Source organism: Klebsiella pneumoniae complex sp. WS1778 (assembly GCF_049472055.1).
GTDB lineage: Bacteria > Pseudomonadota > Gammaproteobacteria > Enterobacterales > Enterobacteriaceae > Klebsiella > Klebsiella quasipneumoniae.
The window spans coordinates 911586-932160 of the sequence record NZ_JBKGTJ010000002.1; the positions used below are offsets into that span (position 1 = coordinate 911586).

A 20575-nucleotide genomic window follows, 5' to 3' on the forward strand; every position below is an offset into this window, starting at 1 on the left:
TTAAATCCCTAATAAAAGCTGTCTTTCCAGCTGCGGATCGAGCAGCGTTACGTGGAGCCCAACCAGACGCACGCCACGTCCGCCACGGCGCTCATCCCAGGCCTTGTGCGCGGTGGCAATCAGATCCGCTTTGTTCAGCCGCGGCCAGACGTGCTCCTGGGTGGTCAGCTGGAAGTCATTGAATTTCAGTTTAATCCCCTGACGGGCGATCAGCAGGTCCGGTTTAACCTTCGCCAGCCGGCGCTCCAGCTCCGGGTAGAGGTTTTCGATTATCGCTTCGCACTCCGGCCATTCGTGAATATCTTCCGCCAGGGTGCGCTCCACGCCCACCGACTTGCGCTGGCGGTCGTTATGGATTTCCCGCTCATCAATCCCGTGGCTGCGCTCCCACAAAATACGGCCGAATTTACCGAAACGCTTAAGCAGCATGGCCAGATCGCTGTTCTGCACATCGCCACAGGTACGCAGGCCCATATTTTCCAGCTTCGCTGCCGATACCTTCCCGACGCCGGGTATTTTCGCCAGCGGCAGCGCCCGCACAAACTCAGCCACCTGATGGGGAGCGATAACGAACTGGCCGTTGGGTTTATTCATGTCAGAGGCGATTTTGGCAAGAAACTTTACCGGCGCGACCCCCGCCGAGGCGGTGAGGCGCAGCTCCCGTTCAATGGTTTCGCGGATCTCCTGGGCTATCAGGGTGGCCGACCCGTGACAATGCACGCTGTCGCTGACGTCAAGATAGGCTTCATCCAGCGACAGCGGCTCAATGCGCGAGGTGTAGCGGGAGAAAATTTCGCGGATATGGTTCGAGGCTTCTTTGTAGGCATCGAAGCGGCCGGGAAGCAGTGTGAGATGCGGGCACAGCTTGAGCGCTGTCGCCGTCGGCATAGCGCTGCGCACGCCAAACTTGCGCGCAGGATAGTTCGCGGTACTAATCACGCCACGCTGTACCCGACTGCCGCCTATTGCGAGGGGGATATCGCGCAACGCCGGGTTGTCGCGCATCTCCACCGCCGCAAAGAAACAGTCCATATCGACATGGATAATTTTACGCATCGTCAGACTCAACACTGTATACCCATACAGCATAGCAAAACTCGCTGCGAATTTGATGCTTTTTTTATTTCATCGGCTAAAAAAGCGGTCAAAACATAAAAATGCAATGAATTATGTTTATTTTCATAAAGTTAACCGATGAATCTGGAAGGTGTAATCATGAAGAAAATACTTACCGCACTTTGCCTGCTGGCCACCGCCAGCGCCTGGGCAGCCCCACAGCTGATTGCCCACCGCGGCGGCACCGGCGATGCGCCGGAAAATACCCTGCCAGCGATCAAGCTGGCGCTGGAGAATAACGCTGAGGCCATCTGGGTCACCGTGCAGTTAAGCCGCGACGGCGTGCCGGTGCTCTACCGGTCCAGCGATCTTTCCGCATTGACCAATAGCGAGGGCAAAGTTTCCAGTTTGACCGCCGCCGAGCTGGCGAAAGTCGATGCCGGCTGGAAATGGGGTGATGACAGCCACCCCTGGCGCGGCAAGCAGGCCACCATTCCCACGCTGCAAGCCGTTTTGCAGCAATGGCCGCACACGTTCTTCTACATCGACATTAAATCTCCGGATGCCGACCCGACCGTGATGGGCGAGCGCCTGCTTGCGGTGTTAAAAGCCACGCACAGCCTCAATCGCGTGCGGGTCTATTCCACCGAAGACCGCTATATCGCCGCGCTGCCGCCGGCTATTCCCCACTTCGTCACCCGTAGCGAAACCCGCACCAGGCTCGCCAGTATTTCGCTCAGCCATCAGTGCCAGCCTGCCAGCCAGCGCGAAGGCGAGCAGTGGTATGGGCTGGAGCTGAAGCGCAAGGTAGAGGTGGTGGAGAAATTCACTCTTGGGGAAGGGGTCTCCCCGGCGACGCTCACCTGGGATAAAGAGGCGATGGATTGCTTCCGCTCGCAGGGCAAAGCGCACATTATCTTCTTCGGCATCAACAGTGCGGAAGATTACCGCACGGCGAAGGCGCTGGGCGCTGACGGCGTGATGGTCGATTCCCCGGCGCAGGCGAAAAGCTGGCAGTAAGAGCGCAAAGGGAGAAAAAAGGCCGCGAAAGCGGCCTCACGTTGCTGGCATGTTGTTGCCGGGTGGCGGCTGGCGCCTTACCCGGCCTACAAAACCGAAGCAGCAGACCCGGCAAGCGCAGCGCCACCGGGCACGGAGCCGCTTTATGCCGGGTGGCGGCTGCGCCTGACCCGGCCTACAAAACCGAAGCAGCAGGCCCGGCAAGCGCAGCGCCTCCGGGCCAAAATGGCCAAAGATTACAAAATACGCCGCTGCTGGCGCTGCGCCTCGCGGGCGAGACGTTTCTTACGCGCGTCGCAGGGCTCAGGACAGTCGCAGACTTTCTCCAGCCCCAGCGAGGAGATCCCCCCGCAGCTGCCCTGAATGCTCTTGCGCTTCACCAGGTAGCCCAGCGACATCCCGAGGATCACCAACGCAAAAATCACAAAGGTTGCGACAAACACCGTCAGCATCGTCAGCCTCCAAAGTCGTCGAGCAGAATATTCTCGTCCTCGACGCCCAGGTCCTTCAGCATCTTAATCACCGCGGCATTCATTACCGGCGGCCCGCACATGTAGAACTCGCAGTCTTCCGGCGCCGGGTGATCGCGCAGATAGTTCTCGTACAGAACGTTATGGATAAAGCCGGTATGCCCCGTCCAGTTATCTTCCGGCAGCGGATCGGAGAGCGCGACGTGGAAGGTAAAATTCGGGTTATCCCGCGCCAGCTGTTCAAACTCATCATCGTAGAACATCTCGCGCAGCGAGCGCGCTCCGTACCAGAAGCTGATTTTGCGTGTGCTGTGCAGGCGCTTGAGCTGGTCGAAAATATGCGAACGCATCGGCGCCATCCCGGCGCCGCCGCCGATAAACACCATCTCGGCGTCGGTTTCTTTGGCAAAGAACTCGCCGAACGGCCCGGAAATCGTCACCTTATCGCCCGGCTTCAGCGACCAGATATAGGACGACATGATCCCCGGCGGGGCATCCGGCACCTTCGGCGGCGGCGTCGCAATGCGCACGTTGAGCATAATGATACCCTTCTCTTCCGGATAGTTAGCCATCGAGTAGGCGCGCAGGGTCGGCTCTTTCACCTCAGAGACGTAGCGGAACAGGTTGAACTTGTCCCAGTCCGAGCGGTATTCATCCGGAACATCGAAGTCAGCATAGGCCACTTTATGCGGCGGGCATTCGATCTGAATATAGCCCCCCGCGCGGAACGGCACCACCTCCCCCTCCGGGATCCGCAGCTTGAGCTCTTTAATGAAAGTGGCTTTGTTATCATTGGAGATAACTTCACACTCCCATTTTTTCACACCGAAGATTTCCTCCGGTAGCTCAATCTTCATGTTCTGCTTCACCGCGACCTGGCAAGCCAGACGGCAGCCGGCTTTTGCTTCACGTTTGGTAATATGCGAAAGCTCGGTCGGCAGGATATCGCCGCCGCCCTCTTTAATAGTCACCCGACACTGGCCGCAGGAGCCGCCGCCGCCGCAGGCGGAGGAGACAAAAATCCCGTTGCTCGACAGCGTGTTCAGCAGCTTATCCCCCGCCGGGGTGCGGATCTGCTTATCCGCTTCGTTATTGATCTCAATAACCACGTCGCCTGCGTTCACCAGCTTTGAGCGCGCTGCCAGGATAAGCCCCGATAGCACCAGCACAATCAGCGTGAACATCACGACGCCAAGAATAATTTCCATACTTATTCGCCCTTATAGCTGCACGCCGGAGAAGGACATAAAGCCCAGCGCCATCAACCCGGTGGTGATAAAGGTGATCCCTAACCCGCGCAAGCCGGCAGGCACATTGGCGTACTTCATCTTTTCGCGGATCCCCGCCATCGCCACGATCGCCAGCATCCAGCCGATACCGGAGCCGAAGCCGTAGACGATGGATTCCGGGAAGTTGTAATCACGCTGCACCATGAACGACACACCGCCAAAAATCGCGCAGTTAACTGCAATCAGCGGCAGGAAGATCCCCAGCGCGTTGTATAGCGCCGGGAAGTACTTATCGAGGATCATCTCGAGGATCTGCACCAGCGCGGCGATCACCCCGATAAAGGTGATGAAGTTCAGGAAGCTGAGGTCCACCCCTTCCACCAGCGCGCCGTCGCGCAGCACCAGGTTATACACCAGGTTGTTGATCGGTACGGCAAGACCCAGCACCACCGTCACCGCAACGCCGAGGCCGAAGGCGGTGGAGACCTTTTTCGACACCGCGAGGAAGGTACACATCCCGAGGAAGAAGGCCAGCGCCATGTTCTCAACGAACACCGCGCGGACAAACAGGCTAATGTAATGAGCCATCATCGATTACTCCTTTTCCTGCTGTTCAGGCTTCCAGCTACGCAGGGCCCAGATCAGTAAACCGATAATGAAGAACGCGCTCGGCGCCAGCAGGAACAGGCCGTTCGGCTGATACCAGCCGCCGTTCTGCACCGTCTCCAGCACCGTGATCCCGAACAGCTTGCCGCTGCCGATAAGCTCGCGCAGGAAGCCGACGATAATCAGGATCGCGCCGTAGCCGAGACCGTTGCCGATACCGTCCATAAAGCTGGCCAGCGGCGGCGACTTCATAGCGTAAGCTTCGGCGCGGCCCATCACGATGCAGTTGGTGATGATAAGCCCGACGAATACCGACAGCTGCTTGGAAGTCTCATAGGCGAAAGCCCGCAGTAGCTGATCCACCACGATAACCAGCGAGGCGATGATCGCCATCTGCACGATGATGCGCACGCTGTTGGGAATGTGGTGGCGGATCATCGAGATAAACATGCTGGAGAACGCCGTCACCAGGGTTACCGCAATGGTCATCACGAAGGCGGTTTCCAGTTTAGTGGTGACCGCCAGCGCGGAACAGACGCCCAGCACCTGCAGGGCGATGGGGTTATTGGCAATGAGCGGGCCCACCAGCACGCGCTTCACCTCTTTCATATCGCTCTGTTCAGCCATTGTTCAGCCCTCCTTCACGCACCTTTTTCAGGAACGGACCAAAGCCCAGTTCACCCATCCAGAAATCGAAGCTGTGCTGTACGCCATTTGACGTCAGCGTGGCGCCCGATAAGCCATCAACCGCATGCAGGTCACCAGCGCGCGCGCCGCCTTTGACCACTCTCAGCGCCGGCATGCCGTTGTCATCCAGCACCTGCTTGCCGACAAACTGCTGGCGCCAGTTCGGGTTCTCCACTTCGCCGCCCAGCCCCGGAGTCTCCCCCTGGTCATAGTAGGTAATGCCTTTCACCGTGCGGCCATCGACATCCAGCGCTACGAAGGCGTACATCATCGACCACAGGCCATTGCCATAAATGGGCAACACCACCTGCTCAATCTTCTGCTGCGCGTCACGCACCAGGTAGATTTCCGCCAGGTTGCTGCGGCGTTTTATCCCGGCCGGATCCTGGCTGGCGTCCAGCGCCATACTCTGTTGCGGATCCTTCAGCGCCTGGGCCTGATTGAATTTTGACGGGTCTTTCTCCAGAAGCTCACCGGTCGCCAGATTCACCAGTCGCGGCGAAATGCGCGCCGCGAAGGTGTCGGCGACCGCATCAGCATCCATGCCGGGCTGCATCAGGCCGGACACCGCCAGGATATTACGCTGCTTATCCAGCGCCCGCTGCGCCTGCTGGCGGGATTTCAGCCCGACGGCCGAGCCCGCTACTACGATGGAGCAGACCAGACAAAGCACCAGCACCACCAGCAGCGTTTTGCCGATGCTATCGTTACTTTTCTTCTCAGCCACGCGACTTCCTCCGCTTAATATTGGCCTGCACCACCAGGTAGTCGAACAGCGGTGCGAAGAGGTTGGCGAAGAGGATCGCCAGCATCATCCCTTCCGGATAAGCCGGGTTCACCACGCGGATCAGCACGCACATCACGCCGATCAGCACGCCGTAACTCCATTTCCCTTTATCAGTAAACGAGGCGGATACCGGGTCCGTCGCCATAAACATCATGCCGAAAGCAAAGCCGCCGAGCACTAGATGCCAGTACCATGGCATAGCGAACATCGGGTTAGTGTCGGAGCCGATAACGTTAAACAGGGTGGCGGTGGCGATCATGCCGATCATTACCCCGGCGACGATGCGCCAGGACGCGACGCGGCTAAAGAGGATGATCGCTCCGCCAATCAGGATCATCAGCGTTGAAACTTCGCCAATCGAGCCCGGAATATTGCCGAGGAAGGCGTCCATCCAGCTCACCGGGATGCCGGTAGCGACGTTAACCAGCGCTTCACCGCCGCCGCTGGCCCACTGGGAGAGCGGCGTAGCGCCGGAGAAACCGTCCGCCGCCGTCCACACCAGGTCGCCGGAGATCTGCGCCGGATAGGCGAAGAACAGGAACGCGCGCCCCGCCAGCGCCGGGTTGAGGAAGTTGCGCCCGGTGCCGCCGAAAATCTCCTTAGCGATCACCACCCCGAAGGAGATCCCCAGCGCCGCCTGCCACAGCGGCAGCGTGGGCGGGACGATCAGCGCAAACAGAATCGAGGTGACAAAGAAGCCTTCGTTGATCTCATGCTTGCGCACGATAGCGAACAGCACTTCCCAGAAGCCGCCGACGATAAAGACGGTGATATAGATAGGCAGGAAGAAGACCGCGCCTAAGGTCATCATGCTCAGCCAGCCGGCGTCGGCGCTGAAGCTCACCCCTAACCACTGGGCAACGCTATAGTGCCAGTTGTTGGCAATGACCTGCTGCAGCTGTTCGGCGCCGTAAAGCTTATGTAGCGCCGGAATGGTCTGTAGCCCGACGTTGTACATCCCCCAGAACATCGCCGGGAATACGGCAAACCACACGAGGATCATCATCCGCTTGAGGTCGATGGCGTCACGCACGTGCGCCGCGCCGCGGGTGACCTGGCCTGGAGTGTAGAAGATGGTCGCCGCCGCCTCATACAGCGGGTAATATTTTTCCAGCTTGCCGCCGTGCGTGAAATGCGGCTCAAGTTTTTCAATCAGATGCTTTAAGCCCATCTCTTATCCTTCCTGCTCAATCCGGGTTAATACGCTGCGCAGCGCCGGGCCATATTCATACTTCCCGGGGCAGACGTAGGTGCAGAGCGCCAGATCTTCTTCATCCAGCTCCAGACAGCCCAGCGCCTGAGCGCTGTCGGTGTCCCCGGCCAGCAGATCGCGCAGCAGTATAGTCGGCAGGATATCCAGCGGCATCACCCGTTCGTAGTTGCCGATCGGCACCATCGCCCGCTCGCCGCCGTGGGTATCGGTGGAGAAATGAAAGCGCTTGCGCTTGAAGAAATGGCCTAGCGTAGTGCGGGTAATCGAGAACTTCTCTTTGCCCGGCATCACCCAGCCAAACAGCTCTTTTTCCCGACCTTCGCGAACCACGCTCACCTGCAGATGGAAACGCCCGAGGAAGGCGTGGGGGCCGTGGGCGCGGGTACCGCTAAGTACCGAGCCGGAAATGACGCGGTTTTCCCCCTCCTCCAGCTCGCCCGCCAGCAGATCGTCCAGACTGGCGCCCAGCGTCGTTTTGACCAGCCGCGGCGACTTCACCTGCGGGCCGCCGAGCGCAATCACCCGCTCGCAGTTCAGCTCACCTTCAAGGAAAAGCTTACCAATGGCGATCGCGTCCTGATAATTGAGGTGCCAGACCTGCTTATTCAGGCTCACCGGCTCCAGAAAGTGAATATGCGTTCCCGGCAGCCCCGCCGGGTGCGGCCCGGTGAACTGGTTAAAACAGACCTGGCCGGCTGGATGACCGCCGAGCTTACCGCCGCTGGGCTGGCAGACGTGGACTTTCCCGTCGGTCAGACGCGTCAGCACGGTAAGGCCGGCGTCGAAAGCGGCCCGTTCGGCCAGAATAATCGGCTGCGGCTCCGCCGCCAGCGGATTGGTATCCATGGCGTTAACAAAGATAGCAGCCGGCACGCTGCCCGGGCGCGGCGTTTTACTGAATGGCCGGGTGCGCAGCGCCGTCCACAGGCCCGACGCCAACAGCTGCTGCTGCACGGTGTCGCGCGGCAGTTCAGCCAGCGCGTCCGCGGCGTAACGGGTAAACGCCACCGCGTCATTGCCCTCGATATCAATCACCACCGACTGCAACACGCGCCGTTCACCGCGGTGGATCGCGCTGACGACCCCGCTCGCCGGGGCGGTAAAGCAGACGCCGGGGATCTTTTTATCTTCGAACAGGATCTGACCTTTTTTGACCCGATCGCCTTCTTTGACCGCCATGGCGGGACGCATGCCGACGTACTCTTCGCCGAGTAGCGCGACGCGCTTCACCGCTGGCGCGGAAGAAATCTGCTGTAATGGCATGCCAGCTATGGGCAAATCCAGCCCTTTCGTGATTTTAATCATATCGTTAGCAGGTATCCGTAACCTCAACCCCGACGCAGGCCGGGGCCAGCTTATTGACAGAATGGTAGAGAAGAAAGGGCAAAACGGCGCCAGTAGCGCTCAGGACGGAAGAGAAGCATCCTTTCTTACTCTGGTGATGAACCGGCGCAAGTGTAACATTTCGTGAGCGGCGGCTGTAGCGCAAGGGGCGATAAGTGCTTCTAAAATGCGAGCTATTGCGCAAAGTTCTCACTGTGTTTTCGTCGCCGTCAGGGTATAAAGTGAGGCGGAATTGTAAACGCCGCCACGTCGCCCTTGCGAAAAAATGCCGTGATGCTAATGTGAGCGCTCTAAATCCAGAAAACTCTGATTTCGGGTCTCTCTTGCCGTCCTGGCAATGTGGCTATTTTGTTTTATCAAGGAACAAGCAGTATGCGCAAAATCGCATTATTTATTGCGATGCTTCTGCTGCCGTGCGTGTCATTTGCCGGGCTGCTCAGCAGCAACAGCCCGACGACGCCGGTTAGCAAAGAATATAAGCAGCAATTAATGGGTTCACCGGTTTACATTGAGATCTTTAAAGAAGAGCGCATGCTCGACCTTTACGTCAAAATGGGTGAGACCTACCAGCTCCTCGACAGCTATCGGATCTGCAACTACTCCGGTGGCCTGGGCCCGAAACAGCGCCAGGGCGATTTCAAGAGCCCGGAAGGGTTCTATAACGTCACCCGCAGCCAGCTCAAACCCGACAGCCGCTTCTATAAAGCGATTAATATCGGCTTCCCGAACGCCTACGATCGCGCCCATGGTTATGAAGGGAAATACCTGATGATCCACGGCGACTGCGTCTCTATCGGCTGCTACGCCATGACCGACCGCGGGATCGATGAGATCTTCCAGTTCGTGACCGGCGCCTTAGTCTTCGGTCAGCCAAGCGTGCAGGTGAGTATCTATCCGTTCCGCATGACCAATGCCAATATGGAACGCCACAAATACTCCTACTATGCGGATTTCTGGAAACAGCTAAAGCCTGGCTATGATTATTTCCAGCAGACCCACAAACCGCCGATCGTATCAGTGACCGACGGCCGCTATGTGGTGAGCAAGCCGCTCAGCCACGAGGTTGTCCAGCCGCAGCTGGCCTCAAACTATACGCTCCCCGAGACAAAATAACGCCCACTCGCCTGGCATGATCTTATGCCAGGTTTCATTGGCCGTAAGCGGCTGCGTGGCGATAACCGTGACCACATCGTTGGGTGTGGTCTCGCGTTGAAAGTCGATCTCCACATCCTGGTCCAGCAGTTTTGCCACGCCGAACGGCGCCCGCCGGGTGATCCAGTGCAGGTTGGTCGAGCAGAACGCCATCACATAGCGTCCGTCCGACAGCAGCATATTGAACACCCCTTTCTCACGCAGCTCCCCCGCCAGGGTGGCGATATACTTAAATACGCCCAGCATATTGCCCGGCGTACGCGGGTAGCGCTCGGTTAAGCGGTGCAGCAGCCAGCAGAAGGCCTTTTCACTGTCGGTTTCACCTACCGGGTGGAAATTGCCGGTTTTCAGCGATTTATAGCCTTTGAGCTGCCCGTTGTGCGCGTAGGTCCAGTTGCGCCCCCACAGCTCGCGGGTGAACGGATGCGTATTCTCCAGGGCCACCATCCCGCGGTTGGCCTGACGAATATGCGCGACGACGGAACAGGACTTAATCGGGTAATCCTGGACCAGTTTCGCGATCGGCGACTGAAAGCTCGGCTGCGGATCTTTGAATGTGCGACAGCCTTTGCCTTCATAGAAGGTGATGCCCCAGCCGTCTTTATGCGGCCCCGTCCCGCCTCCGCGCTGTACCAGCCCGGTAAAGCTAAAACAGATATCTGTTGGCACATTGGCGCTCATCCCGAGCAGTTCGCACATAGATCACCTCACCATCACAAATCACGACGGCGCCAAAGCGAGGCCGCCGTCAACAGTACACACTCACCTGCCTGTTAGCCTTTCGCCATCTCTTTTTCGATCAGCATAATCAGGATATGGATCACTTTGATGTGGATCTCCTGAATGCGGTCGGCGTAGCCAAAGTGCGGCACGCGAATTTCAACATCGGCGCTCCCGGCCATCTTACCGCCGTCTTTACCGGTCAGGGTGATCACTTTCATCCCCTGCGCCCGCGCGGCTTCTATGGCCTTGATAACGTTGCCGGAGTTGCCGGAGGTGGAGATGCCAAGCAGCACATCGCCCGCGCGGCCGACGGATTCAACGTAGCGGGAGAATACATACTCATAGCCAAAATCATTGCTCACGCAGGAGAGATGGCTGACATCGGAGATCGCAATGGCCGGATAACCCGGGCGGTTTTCGCGATAACGTCCGGTCAGCTCTTCCGCAAAATGCATCGCATCGCAATGGGAACCGCCGTTACCGCAGGACAGCACTTTACCACCCGCCTTAAAGCTATCCGCCAGCAGGACAGCGGCACGCTGGATAGCATGGATATTGGCTTCGTCCTGCAGAAAGTTAGCCAGCGTTTCCGCGGCTTCGTTCAGTTCGTTACGAATAAGATCCTGGTACATGAGGATAATCCTTCAGTATGAGTGGAATAACCCTGGCAGTGTACCGGATAGCCGCCGAAGCGAGAAGCAGCAGGCAGCGTTATCCCCCGCCCTTTTGATTTTATGTGCCGCTTTTGCATACAACAATGTGAGCAAGGTTGTAATTATTTTGTAAACACATTGCTAAATAAAAAAGCATGCACTACAACCAATACATCACAAGTGGTCAGACCTCCTACAAGCACAGGGAGCATTTCTCTATGATGATTTTGAGTATTGTTGCAACCGTTGTTTTACTCGGTGCGCTCTTCTATCACCGGGTCAGCCTGCTGCTCAGCAGCGTGATCTTGCTCGCCTGGACCGCAGCGCTCGGCGCGGCCGGTCTGTGGAATATCTGGCTGCTGCTGCCGCTGGCGATCATTCTGTTGCCGTTTAACTTTGCGCCTATGCGTAAATCCATGATTTCCGCACCGGCGTTTCGCGCTTTCCGCAAGGTGATGCCGCCGATGTCGCGTACTGAAAAAGAAGCCATCGACGCCGGGACCACCTGGTGGGAAGGGGATCTGTTTCGCGGCAACCCTGACTGGCACAAGCTGCATAACTATCCGCAGCCGCGTCTGACCGCCGAAGAGCAAGCCTTCCTCGACGGCCCGGTGGAAGAAGCCTGCCGGATGGCCAACGACTTCGCCATCACCCACGAAATGGCCGATCTGCCGCCGGAGCTGTGGGCGTATCTGAAAGAGCATCGCTTCTTCGCGATGATCATTAAGAAAGAGTATGGCGGGCTTGAATTCTCCGCTTATGCCCAGTCGCGGGTGCTGCAGAAGCTCTCTGGCGTCTCCGGCATTCTGGCGATCACCGTCGGCGTCCCGAACTCACTGGGGCCGGGCGAGCTGCTGCAGCATTACGGTACCGAAGAGCAGAAAAACCATTATCTGCCGCGTCTGGCGCGCGGGCAGGAGATCCCCTGCTTCGCTCTCACTAGCCCGGAAGCGGGCTCTGACGCCGGCGCCATTCCGGATACCGGCGTGGTCTGCATGGGTGACTGGCAGGGCCAGCAGGTGCTGGGTATGCGCCTGACATGGAACAAACGCTACATTACGCTGGCGCCTATCGCCACCGTGCTGGGACTGGCGTTTAAACTTTCTGACCCGGATCGTCTGCTGGGGGGAGAAGAAGAGCTGGGCATCACCTGCGCGCTGATCCCGACCTCCACCCCGGGCGTGGAAATTGGCCGTCGTCACTTCCCGCTTAACGTCCCTTTCCAGAACGGCCCAACCCGCGGCAAAGATATCTTCGTGCCGATCGATTACATCATTGGTGGGCCGGGGATGGCCGGTCAGGGCTGGCGCATGCTGGTTGAATGTCTGTCGGTGGGACGCGGTATTACTCTGCCGTCCAACTCCACCGGCGGCCTGAAATCGGTGGCTATGGCGACCGGGGCTTACGCCCATATTCGCCGCCAGTTCAAAATCTCGATCGGTAAAATGGAAGGGATTGAAGAGGCGCTGGCGCGCATTGCCGGTAATGCTTATGTAATGGACGCTGCGGCGTCGCTTATCACCTACGGCATTATGCTCGGCGAGAAACCGGCGGTGCTCTCCGCGATCGTGAAATATCACTGCACCCACCGCGGCCAGCGCTCCATTATCGACGCAATGGATATTACCGGCGGGAAAGGCATTATGCTGGGCGAAGGCAACTTCCTCGCCCGGGCCTATCAGGGCGCGCCTATCGCCATCACCGTGGAAGGGGCGAACATTCTGACCCGCAGCATGATGATCTTCGGTCAGGGTGCGATTCGCTGCCATCCGTACGTGCTGGAGGAGATGGCCGCCGCGCAGAACAACGACCTGAACGCCTATGACAAGCTGCTGTTCAAACATATCGGCCATGTCGGCAGCAACAAAGTACGGAGTTTCTGGTTGGGCCTGACCGGCGGACGCACCAGCAGCGCGCCGACCCGCGACGCCACCCGTCGTTACTATCAGCAAATGAACCGTCTGAGTGCCAACCTCGCGCTGCTGTCAGACGTGTCGATGGCGGTACTGGGCGGCAGCCTCAAGCGTCGCGAACGTATCTCCGCGCGTCTGGGGGATGTGTTAAGCCAGCTGTATCTGGCCTCGGCGGTGCTGAAACGCTATGACGATGAAGGACGCAATGAAGCCGATCTGCCGCTGGTTGACTGGGGAGTGCAGGATGCGCTGCACCAGGCTGAACAGGCCATCGACGATCTGCTGAAAAACTTCCCCAACCGTCTGGTGGCTGGCGCAATGCGGCTGGTCATCTTCCCGACCGGGCGTCATCATCATTCGCCGTCGGATAAGCTGGACCATAAAGTCGCTAAAATTCTGCAGGTGCCCAGCGCCACCCGCTCCCGCATCGGTCGCGGTCAGTACCTGACGCCGAGCGAGCATAACCCGGTTGGTCTGCTGGAAGAGGCCCTGCTGGAAGTGATGGCGGCCGATCCTATCCACCAGCGGATCTGCAAAGAGTTGGGTAAAAACCTGCCGTTCACCCGTCTGGATGAGCTGGCACACAACGCGCTGGCCAAAGGATTAATAAATCAGGAAGAAGCCGCTATTCTGACCCGCGCAGAGCACAGTCGCTTGCGCAGCATTAACGTCGACGACTTTGCGCCAGAGGAGCTGGCAACCCAGCCGGTAAAGCTGCCGGAAAAAGTTCGCAACGTTGAAGCCGCATAATAAAGCAACAACCACATCACAGGCCGGGCGGGGAATTTTCCCCGCCTTTTTTTCGTCTCGCCTTCACCCGTGGTTCCTGTTAGTAGCATTTTTTTAACAAAATATTCCGCGGACCGCCGCGAGGCTGATAAGGTGTTACAGTTAACCTAACCCCCTCATGAGAATGGAGTTGACCATTGTGCCTGGCCTGAAAATTACGCTGTTGCAACAACCGCTGGTCTGGATGGACGGCCCTGCTAACCTGCGCCATTTTGATCGCCAACTGGAAGGGATTGTCGGGCGCGATATCATTGTTTTACCTGAGATGTTTACCACCGGCTTTGCGATGGAAGCGGCAAAACAGTCTTTACCCGAGGCCGAGGTGGTGGCGTGGATGCATGCCCGGGCGGCGCAAACCCAGGCGTTGATCGCCGGCAGCGCCGCGCTGCAAACTGAGCGCGGGGCCGTTAACCGTTTCCTGCTGGTCGAGCCTGACGGCACGGTTCATCATTATGATAAACGGCACCTGTTTCGTATGGCGGATGAACACCATCACTATGAGGCCGGGGACAAGCGCGTGGTCTTTGAATGGCGCGGATGGCGGATCCTGCCGCTGGTCTGTTACGACCTGCGCTTCCCGGTATGGTCGCGTAACCTTAACGATTATGATCTGGCGCTGTATGTGGCGAACTGGCCGGCGCCGCGCTCGCTGCACTGGCAGTCGCTGCTGGTCGCCCGCGCGATTGAGAACCAGGCCTACGTCGCCGGCTGTAACCGGGTCGGCACCGACGGCAACGGTCATCATTACCGCGGTGATAGCCGGGTTATCAGTCCCCAGGGGGAGATTGTCGCCACCGCCGATCCGCATCAGGCCACTCGTCTTGACGCCGAACTGTCGCTGAGCGCCCTGCAGGAATATCGTGAAAAATTCCCCGCCTGGCGCGATGCCGATCCTTTTACTCTGGATTAATCCCCCTCCGCTTTCTTCCCCCCTTCTGCGGGAAAAGAAAGCGGAATTTCCTCTTGCAGCGCCCAACAGAATATTTACAGGGCGCCTTTCATTTCTGTTCTACACTCATTAAAAGACCCCACAACCAAACGGGCGGAGATCATTTTCAATTCACTTCTGCTTTGTAAATCATGAGTTTTCTATTGCCAGCTTGTTTTGTTGAACCCGGCTGAGCGTTGGCGTATGAATATTTAATGAGCGTAATGGAAAATGGATAATAATAATCTTCAGTTAATAGAAAAACGGCTGGTCACCCGCTTTCTCGATATGTTTATTCGGTTCGGTCTTATTCTGGCGCTGGCCTCATTCTGTTTTACCGTCTTTTCTCCCTTCGTCAATATGATGCTCTGGGCGTTGATTCTGGCCGTGGCGCTCTATCCTTTACATCAGTATTTTGCCAGACTGTTAGCGGGCAAACAGGGACTGGCGTCAGTGGTGCTGGTGTTGTTAGGTATTTTACTGATCGTCATCCCCACGGTGCTGATGATCACCTCGCTGGCGGAAAGCGCCAGCGCCATGATAGACAAGATGGGCAGCCAGAGCTTTACCATTCCCCCGCCCTCCTCGCGCATTGCCGCGTTACCGATCGTTGGCGAACGGCTTAGCGCCCTGTGGATGAGAGCTTCCATCGATCTCCCGGGACTGCTCAGTAATTACCGCTCGCAAATCGGCGACATTGCCAAACAGTTTCTCAGTATTTTGGCCAGCATGGGCGGCGGGCTGATTGGCTTTATTATTTCGTTTATCGTCTCGGGCATTATGATGGCCTGGGGCGCAGCGGGCGCCATCAGCGCCCAGCGTATTGCCATCCGTATTACCGATGAAAATAAAGGCGTGACCCTCACCCGCCTGTGCACCAGCACCATCCGCGCGGTCGCCCAGGGCGTTATCGGGGTGGCATTGATCCAGGCGCTGCTGGTCGGCGTGATCATGCTGATGGCCAGCATTCCCGCCGTCGGGATCTTCTTTATTCTGGCCCTGATCCTCGGCATTGCCCAGGTGCCGGTGATCCTGGTGACGGCCCCGGCCATTGCGCTAATGTGGAGTCTCGGCACCCACAGTACCGGAATGGATATCTTCTACACCATCCTGCTGATCGTCGCCGGTATGGCCGATAACGTGCTCAAACCTCTGCTGCTGGGGCGCGGAGTCGACGCGCCAATGCCGGTAGTGCTGCTGGGCGCCCTCGGCGGAATGGCCTCTAACGGCATTCTCGGTATGTTTCTCGGCGCCACCCTGCTGGCCATCGGTTATCGGATCTTCATGACCTGGGTAAATGAAGGGCAACCCGCTCTGCCGCAGGATAAATAACCTCAAGGGAGCGTTACGCTCCCTTAATTCATTCCATAAACATTCGTACCGCGCACCAGACCAGCAGCAGCGCCAGCAGCAGATTTAACCCTCTTCCATGGCGTTCGAACACCGGCTGAAACAGATGACCGGCCAGCGCCCAGCAAAGATTGCCGGCAACGCCTATTACTGATAGCAACAGGCTTATCATCACCAGCCAGAATGGCTCGCGAGTCACCGGCAGAACAAAGGTCGACAGGGCCGTGATGCCGTACAGGATAATTTTTACATTCACAAACTGCAGCCCCAGGCTGGCCCAGAAGCTGACAGGCCGCTCCTCCTGCCCACCGCTGGCCGGGTCGCTACGCGCAATGTGCCAGGCCAGCCACAGGATATACCCCGCGCCGACCCAGCGTAGCAGGGAGGTTATCCCCTCATCCAGGGTAACGAGAGTGAACGTCAGCCCGGCACAAATCAGCATGATGATCACAAACCCCAGGCTCATGCCGGCCAGAACCCGCATGCTCCGTCGAAAGCCGTGCGCGGTGACGCTGCTCAGCGCCAGAATATTATTCGGCCCGGGCGTCAGGGCGGTGATCAGGGTGTAAGTTAAAAAGGCGCTAATCAGGGTAGGTGTCACGTGTTTTCTCCTCTTGACTGGCAGACAGTACCCGAAGCTGATAATTTAAAAAAATGAATGTTTTTTCATTCTGAATTCGAGAATGTCGATATAAAGAGGAAATATGGATCTGCGACGCTTTATCACTTTCAAAACGGTTGTCGAAGAAGGATCCTTTCTGCGCGCCTCGCAGAAACTGTGCTGCACCCAGTCCACCGTAACCTTTCATATCCAGCAGCTTGAGCAGGAGCTTGCTATCCCGCTGTTTGAGAAAATTGGCCGGCGGATGTGTCTCACCGCCGCGGGTAAGAATGTCCTGCCGCACGTCTACGATCTGACCAAAGTGATGGCGTCGATTCGCCAGGCGGCGCGCCAGGACGATGAACCCGGCGGCGAACTTCGCGTCGCCACTGGTGAAACCCTGCTGGCGTACAAAATGCCGCCGGTGCTGCAGCGTTTTAAGCAACGCGCCCCGAAGGTCCGCCTGTCACTACAGTCGCTCAATTGCTACAGCATCCGTGATGCGCTGCTCGCTGACGAAGTCGACCTGGGGGTGTTTTACCGGGTTGGCAACGATGATGCACTCACCATGATGGAACTTGGCCCGCAGCCGCTGGCGCTGGTCGCGTCAGTCGATCAGGCGCCGGTCGACTTCCTGCGCCCGCGGCAGCATATCCCATTGAGCTTTATCATCAACGAGCCCCAGTGCGTGTTCCGGCAGATTTTTGAAAGTACCCTGCGCCAGCGCGGCATTACCATGGAGAACACCATCGAACTGTGGAGTATTGAAAGCATCAAACAGTGCGTGGCGGGCAATCTTGGGGTGAGCTTCCTGCCGCGCTTTGCGGTAGAGGAGGAACTCAAACGCGGGACGCTGGTCGAGCTGCCGTTCAGCGAGACGCCGCTGACGATCCATGCGCTCTGCGCCCATCACGCCGGGAAAGCAATCAGTCCTGCGATGCGGGTATTCATGCAGTGTATGCAGGAGGAACAAGAGGCGCGCTGAAATTCGGCGACGAAAACGACGAAAGCCTGAATCATTGCTGATTCAGGCTTTCTGAATAGTGGCGGAACGGACGGGACTCGAACCCGCGACCCCCTGCGTGACAGGCAGGTATTCTAACCGACTGAACTACCGCTCCGCGTTGTTGTTCCGTTGGGAACGAGGCGAATATTACGGATTCCCCTCTACCCCGTCAACGCTTTTTCTACCGTTTTGAATCGTTTGCTGCAAAAATCGCCCAACCGCCTACTTTTAATCCATTTTAGTGGTTATCAGGCACGCCACAGGCAGCTTCCGCCTTTCTTTTGTACCAGATCGAGGCGGGATTCATGGTTCACCAGTTCTTCATCAGAGGCATAAACCACCCGTAACTGGCTGGCGGCGCGGACGACGCGCTGAATGCCCATCTCTCCCGCCTGCTGCTGGCTTTCGCCTTCCATAGAGAACGCCATCGACGTCTGGCCGCCGGTCATCATCAAATAGACATCGGCAAGGATCTGGGCATCGAGTAATGCCCCGTGCAGCGTACGCTTGCTGTTATCTATTTCGTAGCGCGAACATAACGCATCCAGACTGTTGCGCTTGCCGGGGAACATTTTCCGCGCCAGTGCCAGACTGTCGGTGATTTTACAAAAGGTCTCGGTTTTTCCAATGCCGCGGTTCAGCTTACCGAACTCATAATCCATAAAGCCGATATCGAACGAGGCGTTATGGATCACCAGCTCCGCGCCGCGGATGTAATCCATAAATTCATCAGCCACATCGGCAAAGGTGGGTTTATCCAGCAGGAATTCATCGGCGATCCCGTGCACGCCGAACGCCTCCGGATCCACCAGCCGATCGGGCTTCAGATAGACGTGGAAATTGTTACCGGTCAGGCGGCGGTTGATCACCTCCACGGCGCCGATCTCAATGATCTTGTGTCCTTCGTAGTGCGCCCCGATCTGGTTCATACCGGTGGTTTCGGTATCGAGAACAATCTGGCGCGTAATTGCAGTGCTCATAGCGGTCATTTATGTCAGACTTATCGTTTACAAATCGATTTCAATTACAGGAAGTCTACCAGAGATGCTCAAACAGGTAGAAATTTTCACCGACGGCTCTTGCCTGGGAAATCCAGGACCCGGCGGTTACGGCGCCATCATGCGCTACCGCCAGCACGAAAAGACCTTCAGCGCCGGCTACCGTCTGACCACCAATAACCGCATGGAACTGATGGCGGCGATCGTCGCTCTCGAAGCGTTAAAAGAGCATTGCGAAGTGGTGCTCAGCACCGACAGCCAGTATGTCCGCCAGGGGATCACCCAGTGGATCCACAACTGGAAAAAGCGCGGCTGGAAAACGGCAGAGAAAAAACCGGTAAAGAATGTCGACCTCTGGCAGCGGCTGGACGCCGCGCTTGGCCAGCATAAGATCAAATGGGAATGGGTGAAGGGCCACGCCGGCCATCCAGAAAACGAACGCTGCGACGAGCTGGCCCGCGCGGCGGCCTCCCATCCTACTCAGGACGACATCGGCTACCAGCCGGAGAGCTAATTCTGCCCCTTGCGCCACTGCCGGGTGGCGCCTACTGCTGGCCGCAGCTGGGTTTTCGCTTTCCCTGACTTCATCGGATTAAGGGTGAGCGGTATGGTCCGTTTGCGAGCGACAATCAATTGCAAACAGCCCAGCGCCGGCAGATGGGTGCTCAGCAGTTTGCCGCCATGCCGCGACCAGGGTAAAACCTGATAACGCCCATAATGCAGCACTTCAAAGTTGAGCAGCGACAGCCAGTCCAGCTGGCGCATCAGCGTAAACATACGGCTGTTGTACGGCGTGCCTTTGCGCAGGACCGGCACCAGTTTACGCAACCCCATCAGGCTCACCGGATTAAACCCGGTCAGGATCATCCAGCCATCATCGATCAGGACGCGATCGGCCTCCCGCAGCAGGCGATGCGGATCGCTGCACCACGGCAGGGTATGCGCCAGCAGGCAGGCGTCGACGGACTTTTCGGCAAAGGGCAAATGCAGCGGGTCGGCCCGGACCTGCATTGGGTTTCCCGCCAGCGAGACATTCACCTGGTGCGAGATGGCGCAAGCTTCGGTATTGATTTCCGCGCTCAGATTGCCAATCTTAAGCAGATGAAAGCCATATAATTTAGCCAGCCATGGCTTCATCTGCTGTTCAAGCGTTTCGCGATAGTATTCGCCCCACGGCATACTGGACCAATGCTCAGGCGCTGTCACTGTATGAGGTATCCTTGCCGGCTTCATTGCCACCTTCCGCTACGCTTTAGAGGTAATTTATGAATCTTATCAGTATTCCCGCGTTTCAGGACAACTACATCTGGGTTCTCATTGAGAATCACGGCCGCTGCATCATCGTTGATCCGGGCGAGGCCGCGCCGGTTCTGGCGGCAATCGAGGAAAACCAGTGGCAGCCCGAGGCCATTTTACTGACCCATCACCATCAGGATCACGTCGGCGGCGTAAAACAATTACGTGAAAAATTCCCCTCTCTGGTGGTTTACGGGCCGGCAGAAACCCAGGATAAGGGGGTTACTCAGGTAGTAGACGATGGCGATCGGTTGTCAATTCTGGGTCACGATTTTTCCATTTTCTCCACGCCAGGTCACACATTAGGACATATCTGTTACTACAGCGAACCTTATCTGTTTTGCGGCGACACAATGTTCTCCGGCGGCTGCGGAAGGCTGTTCGAAGGCACCGCAGAGCAAATGTATCAATCATTTATGAAAATTAACGCCCTTCCTGCAGAAACCATTATATGTTGCGCACATGAATATACGTTAGCGAATATGAAGTTTGCGTTAAGTATCCTGCCTGATGATAGGGACATAAACGATTACTATCATAAAGTTAATGAGTTACGTGCAAAAAAACAAAAGACACTACCCGTAATTCTGAAAAACGAGCGGCGTATAAATTTATTTTTACGCGTAAATGATGTTGATTTAATTGATAAAATTAACAAAGAAACAAAATTGCAACACTCTGTGGCGCGATTTGCGTGGTTAAGGTCAAAGAAAGACGAATTCTGACATTTAATTCTTGTCATCGGCTAACTTCG

At 57.2% G+C, this 20575-nt stretch carries 21 protein-coding genes and 1 tRNA gene; 8 read left to right on the plus strand and 14 right to left on the minus strand.

Annotated features, from left to right (window positions below):
- Complete coding sequence (gene dinB / locus ACLEXF_RS14305) at positions 1-1056, minus strand: DNA polymerase IV (RefSeq protein WP_004204641.1); 1056 nt, start codon at positions 1054-1056, stop codon at positions 1-3.
- A gap of 159 nt (positions 1057-1215) precedes the next feature.
- Here dinB and ACLEXF_RS14310 point away from each other — a divergent pair, with 159 nt between their 5' ends.
- Complete coding sequence (locus tag ACLEXF_RS14310; RefSeq protein WP_094309495.1) at positions 1216-2076, plus strand: glycerophosphodiester phosphodiesterase family protein; 861 nt, start codon at positions 1216-1218, stop codon at positions 2074-2076.
- A gap of 236 nt (positions 2077-2312) precedes the next feature.
- Here the strand turns inward: ACLEXF_RS14310 and nqrM are convergent, their stop codons facing one another.
- The 7 genes from nqrM to ACLEXF_RS14345 are packed head-to-tail and all read right to left on the minus strand — an operon-like array spanning position 2313 to position 8373.
- Positions 2313-2528 carry a (Na+)-NQR maturation NqrM gene (gene nqrM, locus ACLEXF_RS14315; RefSeq protein WP_004204638.1) on the minus strand — a complete coding sequence of 72 codons (216 nt, stop codon included), beginning with the start codon at positions 2526-2528 and terminating at the stop codon, positions 2313-2315.
- Between the two features lie 2 nt (positions 2529-2530).
- Positions 2531-3754, minus strand: coding sequence for an NADH:ubiquinone reductase (Na(+)-transporting) subunit F (gene nqrF / locus ACLEXF_RS14320; RefSeq protein WP_004204637.1), 1224 nt, complete (start codon positions 3752-3754; stop codon positions 2531-2533).
- A gap of 12 nt (positions 3755-3766) precedes the next feature.
- Positions 3767-4363, minus strand: coding sequence for an NADH:ubiquinone reductase (Na(+)-transporting) subunit E (nqrE, locus tag ACLEXF_RS14325; RefSeq protein WP_004177335.1), 597 nt, complete (start codon positions 4361-4363; stop codon positions 3767-3769).
- 6 nt (positions 4364-4369) lie between these two features.
- A complete protein-coding gene (locus tag ACLEXF_RS14330) occupies positions 4370-5008 on the minus strand; it encodes an NADH:ubiquinone reductase (Na(+)-transporting) subunit D (protein WP_002889716.1) in 639 nt (212 codons plus the stop codon).
- Complete coding sequence (locus ACLEXF_RS14335) at positions 5001-5795, minus strand: Na(+)-translocating NADH-quinone reductase subunit C (RefSeq protein ID WP_032455592.1); 795 nt, start codon at positions 5793-5795, stop codon at positions 5001-5003. Before ACLEXF_RS14335 ends, ACLEXF_RS14330 begins: the two co-directional genes overlap by 8 nt.
- On the minus strand, positions 5788-7026 hold the full coding sequence (locus ACLEXF_RS14340; protein WP_064190133.1) for an NADH:ubiquinone reductase (Na(+)-transporting) subunit B: 1239 nt from the start codon (positions 7024-7026) through the stop codon (positions 5788-5790). The genes ACLEXF_RS14335 and ACLEXF_RS14340 overlap by 8 nt, the downstream gene beginning before the upstream one ends.
- A gap of 3 nt (positions 7027-7029) precedes the next feature.
- On the minus strand, positions 7030-8373 hold the full coding sequence (locus ACLEXF_RS14345) for a Na(+)-translocating NADH-quinone reductase subunit A (RefSeq protein ID WP_004204633.1): 1344 nt from the start codon (positions 8371-8373) through the stop codon (positions 7030-7032).
- A 411-nt stretch (positions 8374-8784) separates the two neighbouring features.
- On the opposite strand from ACLEXF_RS14345, the gene dpaA reads away from it, so the two are divergent.
- The gene (dpaA, locus tag ACLEXF_RS14350; protein ID WP_032455591.1) at positions 8785-9525 is read left to right on the plus strand and encodes a peptidoglycan meso-diaminopimelic acid protein amidase; all 741 of its coding nucleotides are present in this window, start codon (positions 8785-8787) and stop codon (positions 9523-9525) included.
- On the opposite strand, the gene ACLEXF_RS14355 is transcribed toward dpaA, so the two are convergent.
- Complete coding sequence (locus tag ACLEXF_RS14355; RefSeq protein ID WP_004204630.1) at positions 9496-10263, minus strand: class II glutamine amidotransferase; 768 nt, start codon at positions 10261-10263, stop codon at positions 9496-9498. The genes dpaA and ACLEXF_RS14355 overlap by 30 nt on opposite strands.
- Positions 10264-10337: 74 nt before the next feature.
- Positions 10338-10919: a D-sedoheptulose 7-phosphate isomerase gene (gene lpcA / locus ACLEXF_RS14360; protein ID WP_004145825.1), complete on the minus strand. Its 582-nt coding sequence runs from the start codon at positions 10917-10919 to the stop codon at positions 10338-10340.
- Positions 10920-11158: 239 nt separating this feature from the next.
- Between lpcA and fadE the strand changes: the two genes are divergently transcribed.
- The 3 genes from fadE to ACLEXF_RS14375 all read left to right on the plus strand — a co-directional run bounded on the left by fadE (position 11159) and on the right by ACLEXF_RS14375 (position 15902).
- Positions 11159-13603, plus strand: coding sequence for an acyl-CoA dehydrogenase FadE (gene fadE / locus ACLEXF_RS14365; RefSeq protein WP_065697405.1), 2445 nt, complete (start codon positions 11159-11161; stop codon positions 13601-13603).
- A gap of 178 nt (positions 13604-13781) precedes the next feature.
- Positions 13782-14552, plus strand: coding sequence for an amidohydrolase (locus ACLEXF_RS14370; RefSeq protein ID WP_004204628.1), 771 nt, complete (start codon positions 13782-13784; stop codon positions 14550-14552).
- A 249-nt stretch (positions 14553-14801) separates the two neighbouring features.
- On the plus strand, positions 14802-15902 hold the full coding sequence (locus tag ACLEXF_RS14375; protein ID WP_146410815.1) for an AI-2E family transporter: 1101 nt from the start codon (positions 14802-14804) through the stop codon (positions 15900-15902).
- 28 nt (positions 15903-15930) lie between these two features.
- Here ACLEXF_RS14375 and eamB read toward each other — a convergent pair whose 3' ends face one another.
- Positions 15931-16521 carry a cysteine/O-acetylserine transporter gene (gene eamB, locus ACLEXF_RS14380; RefSeq protein WP_004204623.1) on the minus strand — a complete coding sequence of 197 codons (591 nt, stop codon included), beginning with the start codon at positions 16519-16521 and terminating at the stop codon, positions 15931-15933.
- A gap of 103 nt (positions 16522-16624) precedes the next feature.
- Between eamB and ACLEXF_RS14385 the strand changes: the two genes are divergently transcribed.
- Positions 16625-17506 carry a LysR family transcriptional regulator gene (locus ACLEXF_RS14385; RefSeq protein WP_012968890.1) on the plus strand — a complete coding sequence of 294 codons (882 nt, stop codon included), beginning with the start codon at positions 16625-16627 and terminating at the stop codon, positions 17504-17506.
- Positions 17507-17565: 59 nt separating this feature from the next.
- Here the strand turns inward: ACLEXF_RS14385 and ACLEXF_RS14390 are convergent.
- Both ACLEXF_RS14390 and dnaQ read right to left on the minus strand, forming a co-directional pair.
- Positions 17566-17642 (minus strand) — tRNA-Asp (locus ACLEXF_RS14390).
- Between the two features lie 133 nt (positions 17643-17775).
- Entirely contained in the window at positions 17776-18507 is a 732-nt protein-coding gene (dnaQ, locus tag ACLEXF_RS14395; protein ID WP_004204621.1) for a DNA polymerase III subunit epsilon, read from the minus strand.
- A 64-nt stretch (positions 18508-18571) separates the two neighbouring features.
- Here dnaQ and rnhA point away from each other — a divergent pair, with 64 nt between their 5' ends.
- Positions 18572-19039, plus strand: coding sequence for a ribonuclease HI (gene rnhA / locus ACLEXF_RS14400; RefSeq protein ID WP_004204620.1), 468 nt, complete (start codon positions 18572-18574; stop codon positions 19037-19039).
- On the opposite strand, the gene ACLEXF_RS14405 is transcribed toward rnhA, so the two are convergent.
- On the minus strand, positions 19036-19758 hold the full coding sequence (locus ACLEXF_RS14405; RefSeq protein WP_004204619.1) for a class I SAM-dependent methyltransferase: 723 nt from the start codon (positions 19756-19758) through the stop codon (positions 19036-19038). The two genes, rnhA and ACLEXF_RS14405, sit on opposite strands and share 4 nt — an antisense overlap.
- 32 nt (positions 19759-19790) lie before the next feature.
- Here ACLEXF_RS14405 and gloB point away from each other — a divergent pair, with 32 nt between their 5' ends.
- Complete coding sequence (gene gloB / locus ACLEXF_RS14410; protein WP_004204618.1) at positions 19791-20546, plus strand: hydroxyacylglutathione hydrolase; 756 nt, start codon at positions 19791-19793, stop codon at positions 20544-20546.
- Positions 20547-20575 lie beyond the last annotated feature (29 nt).

What these genes read in the sequence shown, in the direction of transcription:
- ACLEXF_RS14345 (WP_004204633.1), bottom strand. Translation starts at nt 8,373, where the DNA reads ATGATTAAAATCACGAAAGGGCTGGATTTGCCCATAGCTGGCATGCCA.
- ACLEXF_RS14330 (WP_002889716.1), bottom strand. Translation starts at nt 5,008, where the DNA reads ATGGCTGAACAGAGCGATATGAAAGAGGTGAAGCGCGTGCTGGTGGGC.
- nqrE (WP_004177335.1), bottom strand. Translation starts at nt 4,363, where the DNA reads ATGGCTCATTACATTAGCCTGTTTGTCCGCGCGGTGTTCGTTGAGAAC.
- ACLEXF_RS14340 (WP_064190133.1), bottom strand. Translation starts at nt 7,026, where the DNA reads ATGGGCTTAAAGCATCTGATTGAAAAACTTGAGCCGCATTTCACGCAC.
- ACLEXF_RS14310 (WP_094309495.1), top strand. Translation starts at nt 1,216, where the DNA reads ATGAAGAAAATACTTACCGCACTTTGCCTGCTGGCCACCGCCAGCGCC.
- ACLEXF_RS14385 (WP_012968890.1), top strand. Translation starts at nt 16,625, where the DNA reads ATGGATCTGCGACGCTTTATCACTTTCAAAACGGTTGTCGAAGAAGGA.
- gloB (WP_004204618.1), top strand. Translation starts at nt 19,791, where the DNA reads ATGAATCTTATCAGTATTCCCGCGTTTCAGGACAACTACATCTGGGTT.
- nqrF (WP_004204637.1), bottom strand. Translation starts at nt 3,754, where the DNA reads ATGGAAATTATTCTTGGCGTCGTGATGTTCACGCTGATTGTGCTGGTG.
- ACLEXF_RS14405 (WP_004204619.1), bottom strand. Translation starts at nt 19,758, where the DNA reads ATGAAGCCGGCAAGGATACCTCATACAGTGACAGCGCCTGAGCATTGG.
- dnaQ (WP_004204621.1), bottom strand. Translation starts at nt 18,507, where the DNA reads ATGAGCACTGCAATTACGCGCCAGATTGTTCTCGATACCGAAACCACC.
- dpaA (WP_032455591.1), top strand. Translation starts at nt 8,785, where the DNA reads ATGCGCAAAATCGCATTATTTATTGCGATGCTTCTGCTGCCGTGCGTG.
- fadE (WP_065697405.1), top strand. Translation starts at nt 11,159, where the DNA reads ATGATGATTTTGAGTATTGTTGCAACCGTTGTTTTACTCGGTGCGCTC.
- dinB (WP_004204641.1), bottom strand. Translation starts at nt 1,056, where the DNA reads ATGCGTAAAATTATCCATGTCGATATGGACTGTTTCTTTGCGGCGGTG.
- ACLEXF_RS14375 (WP_146410815.1), top strand. Translation starts at nt 14,802, where the DNA reads ATGGATAATAATAATCTTCAGTTAATAGAAAAACGGCTGGTCACCCGC.
- rnhA (WP_004204620.1), top strand. Translation starts at nt 18,572, where the DNA reads ATGCTCAAACAGGTAGAAATTTTCACCGACGGCTCTTGCCTGGGAAAT.
- lpcA (WP_004145825.1), bottom strand. Translation starts at nt 10,919, where the DNA reads ATGTACCAGGATCTTATTCGTAACGAACTGAACGAAGCCGCGGAAACG.
- nqrM (WP_004204638.1), bottom strand. Translation starts at nt 2,528, where the DNA reads ATGCTGACGGTGTTTGTCGCAACCTTTGTGATTTTTGCGTTGGTGATC.
- ACLEXF_RS14355 (WP_004204630.1), bottom strand. Translation starts at nt 10,263, where the DNA reads ATGTGCGAACTGCTCGGGATGAGCGCCAATGTGCCAACAGATATCTGT.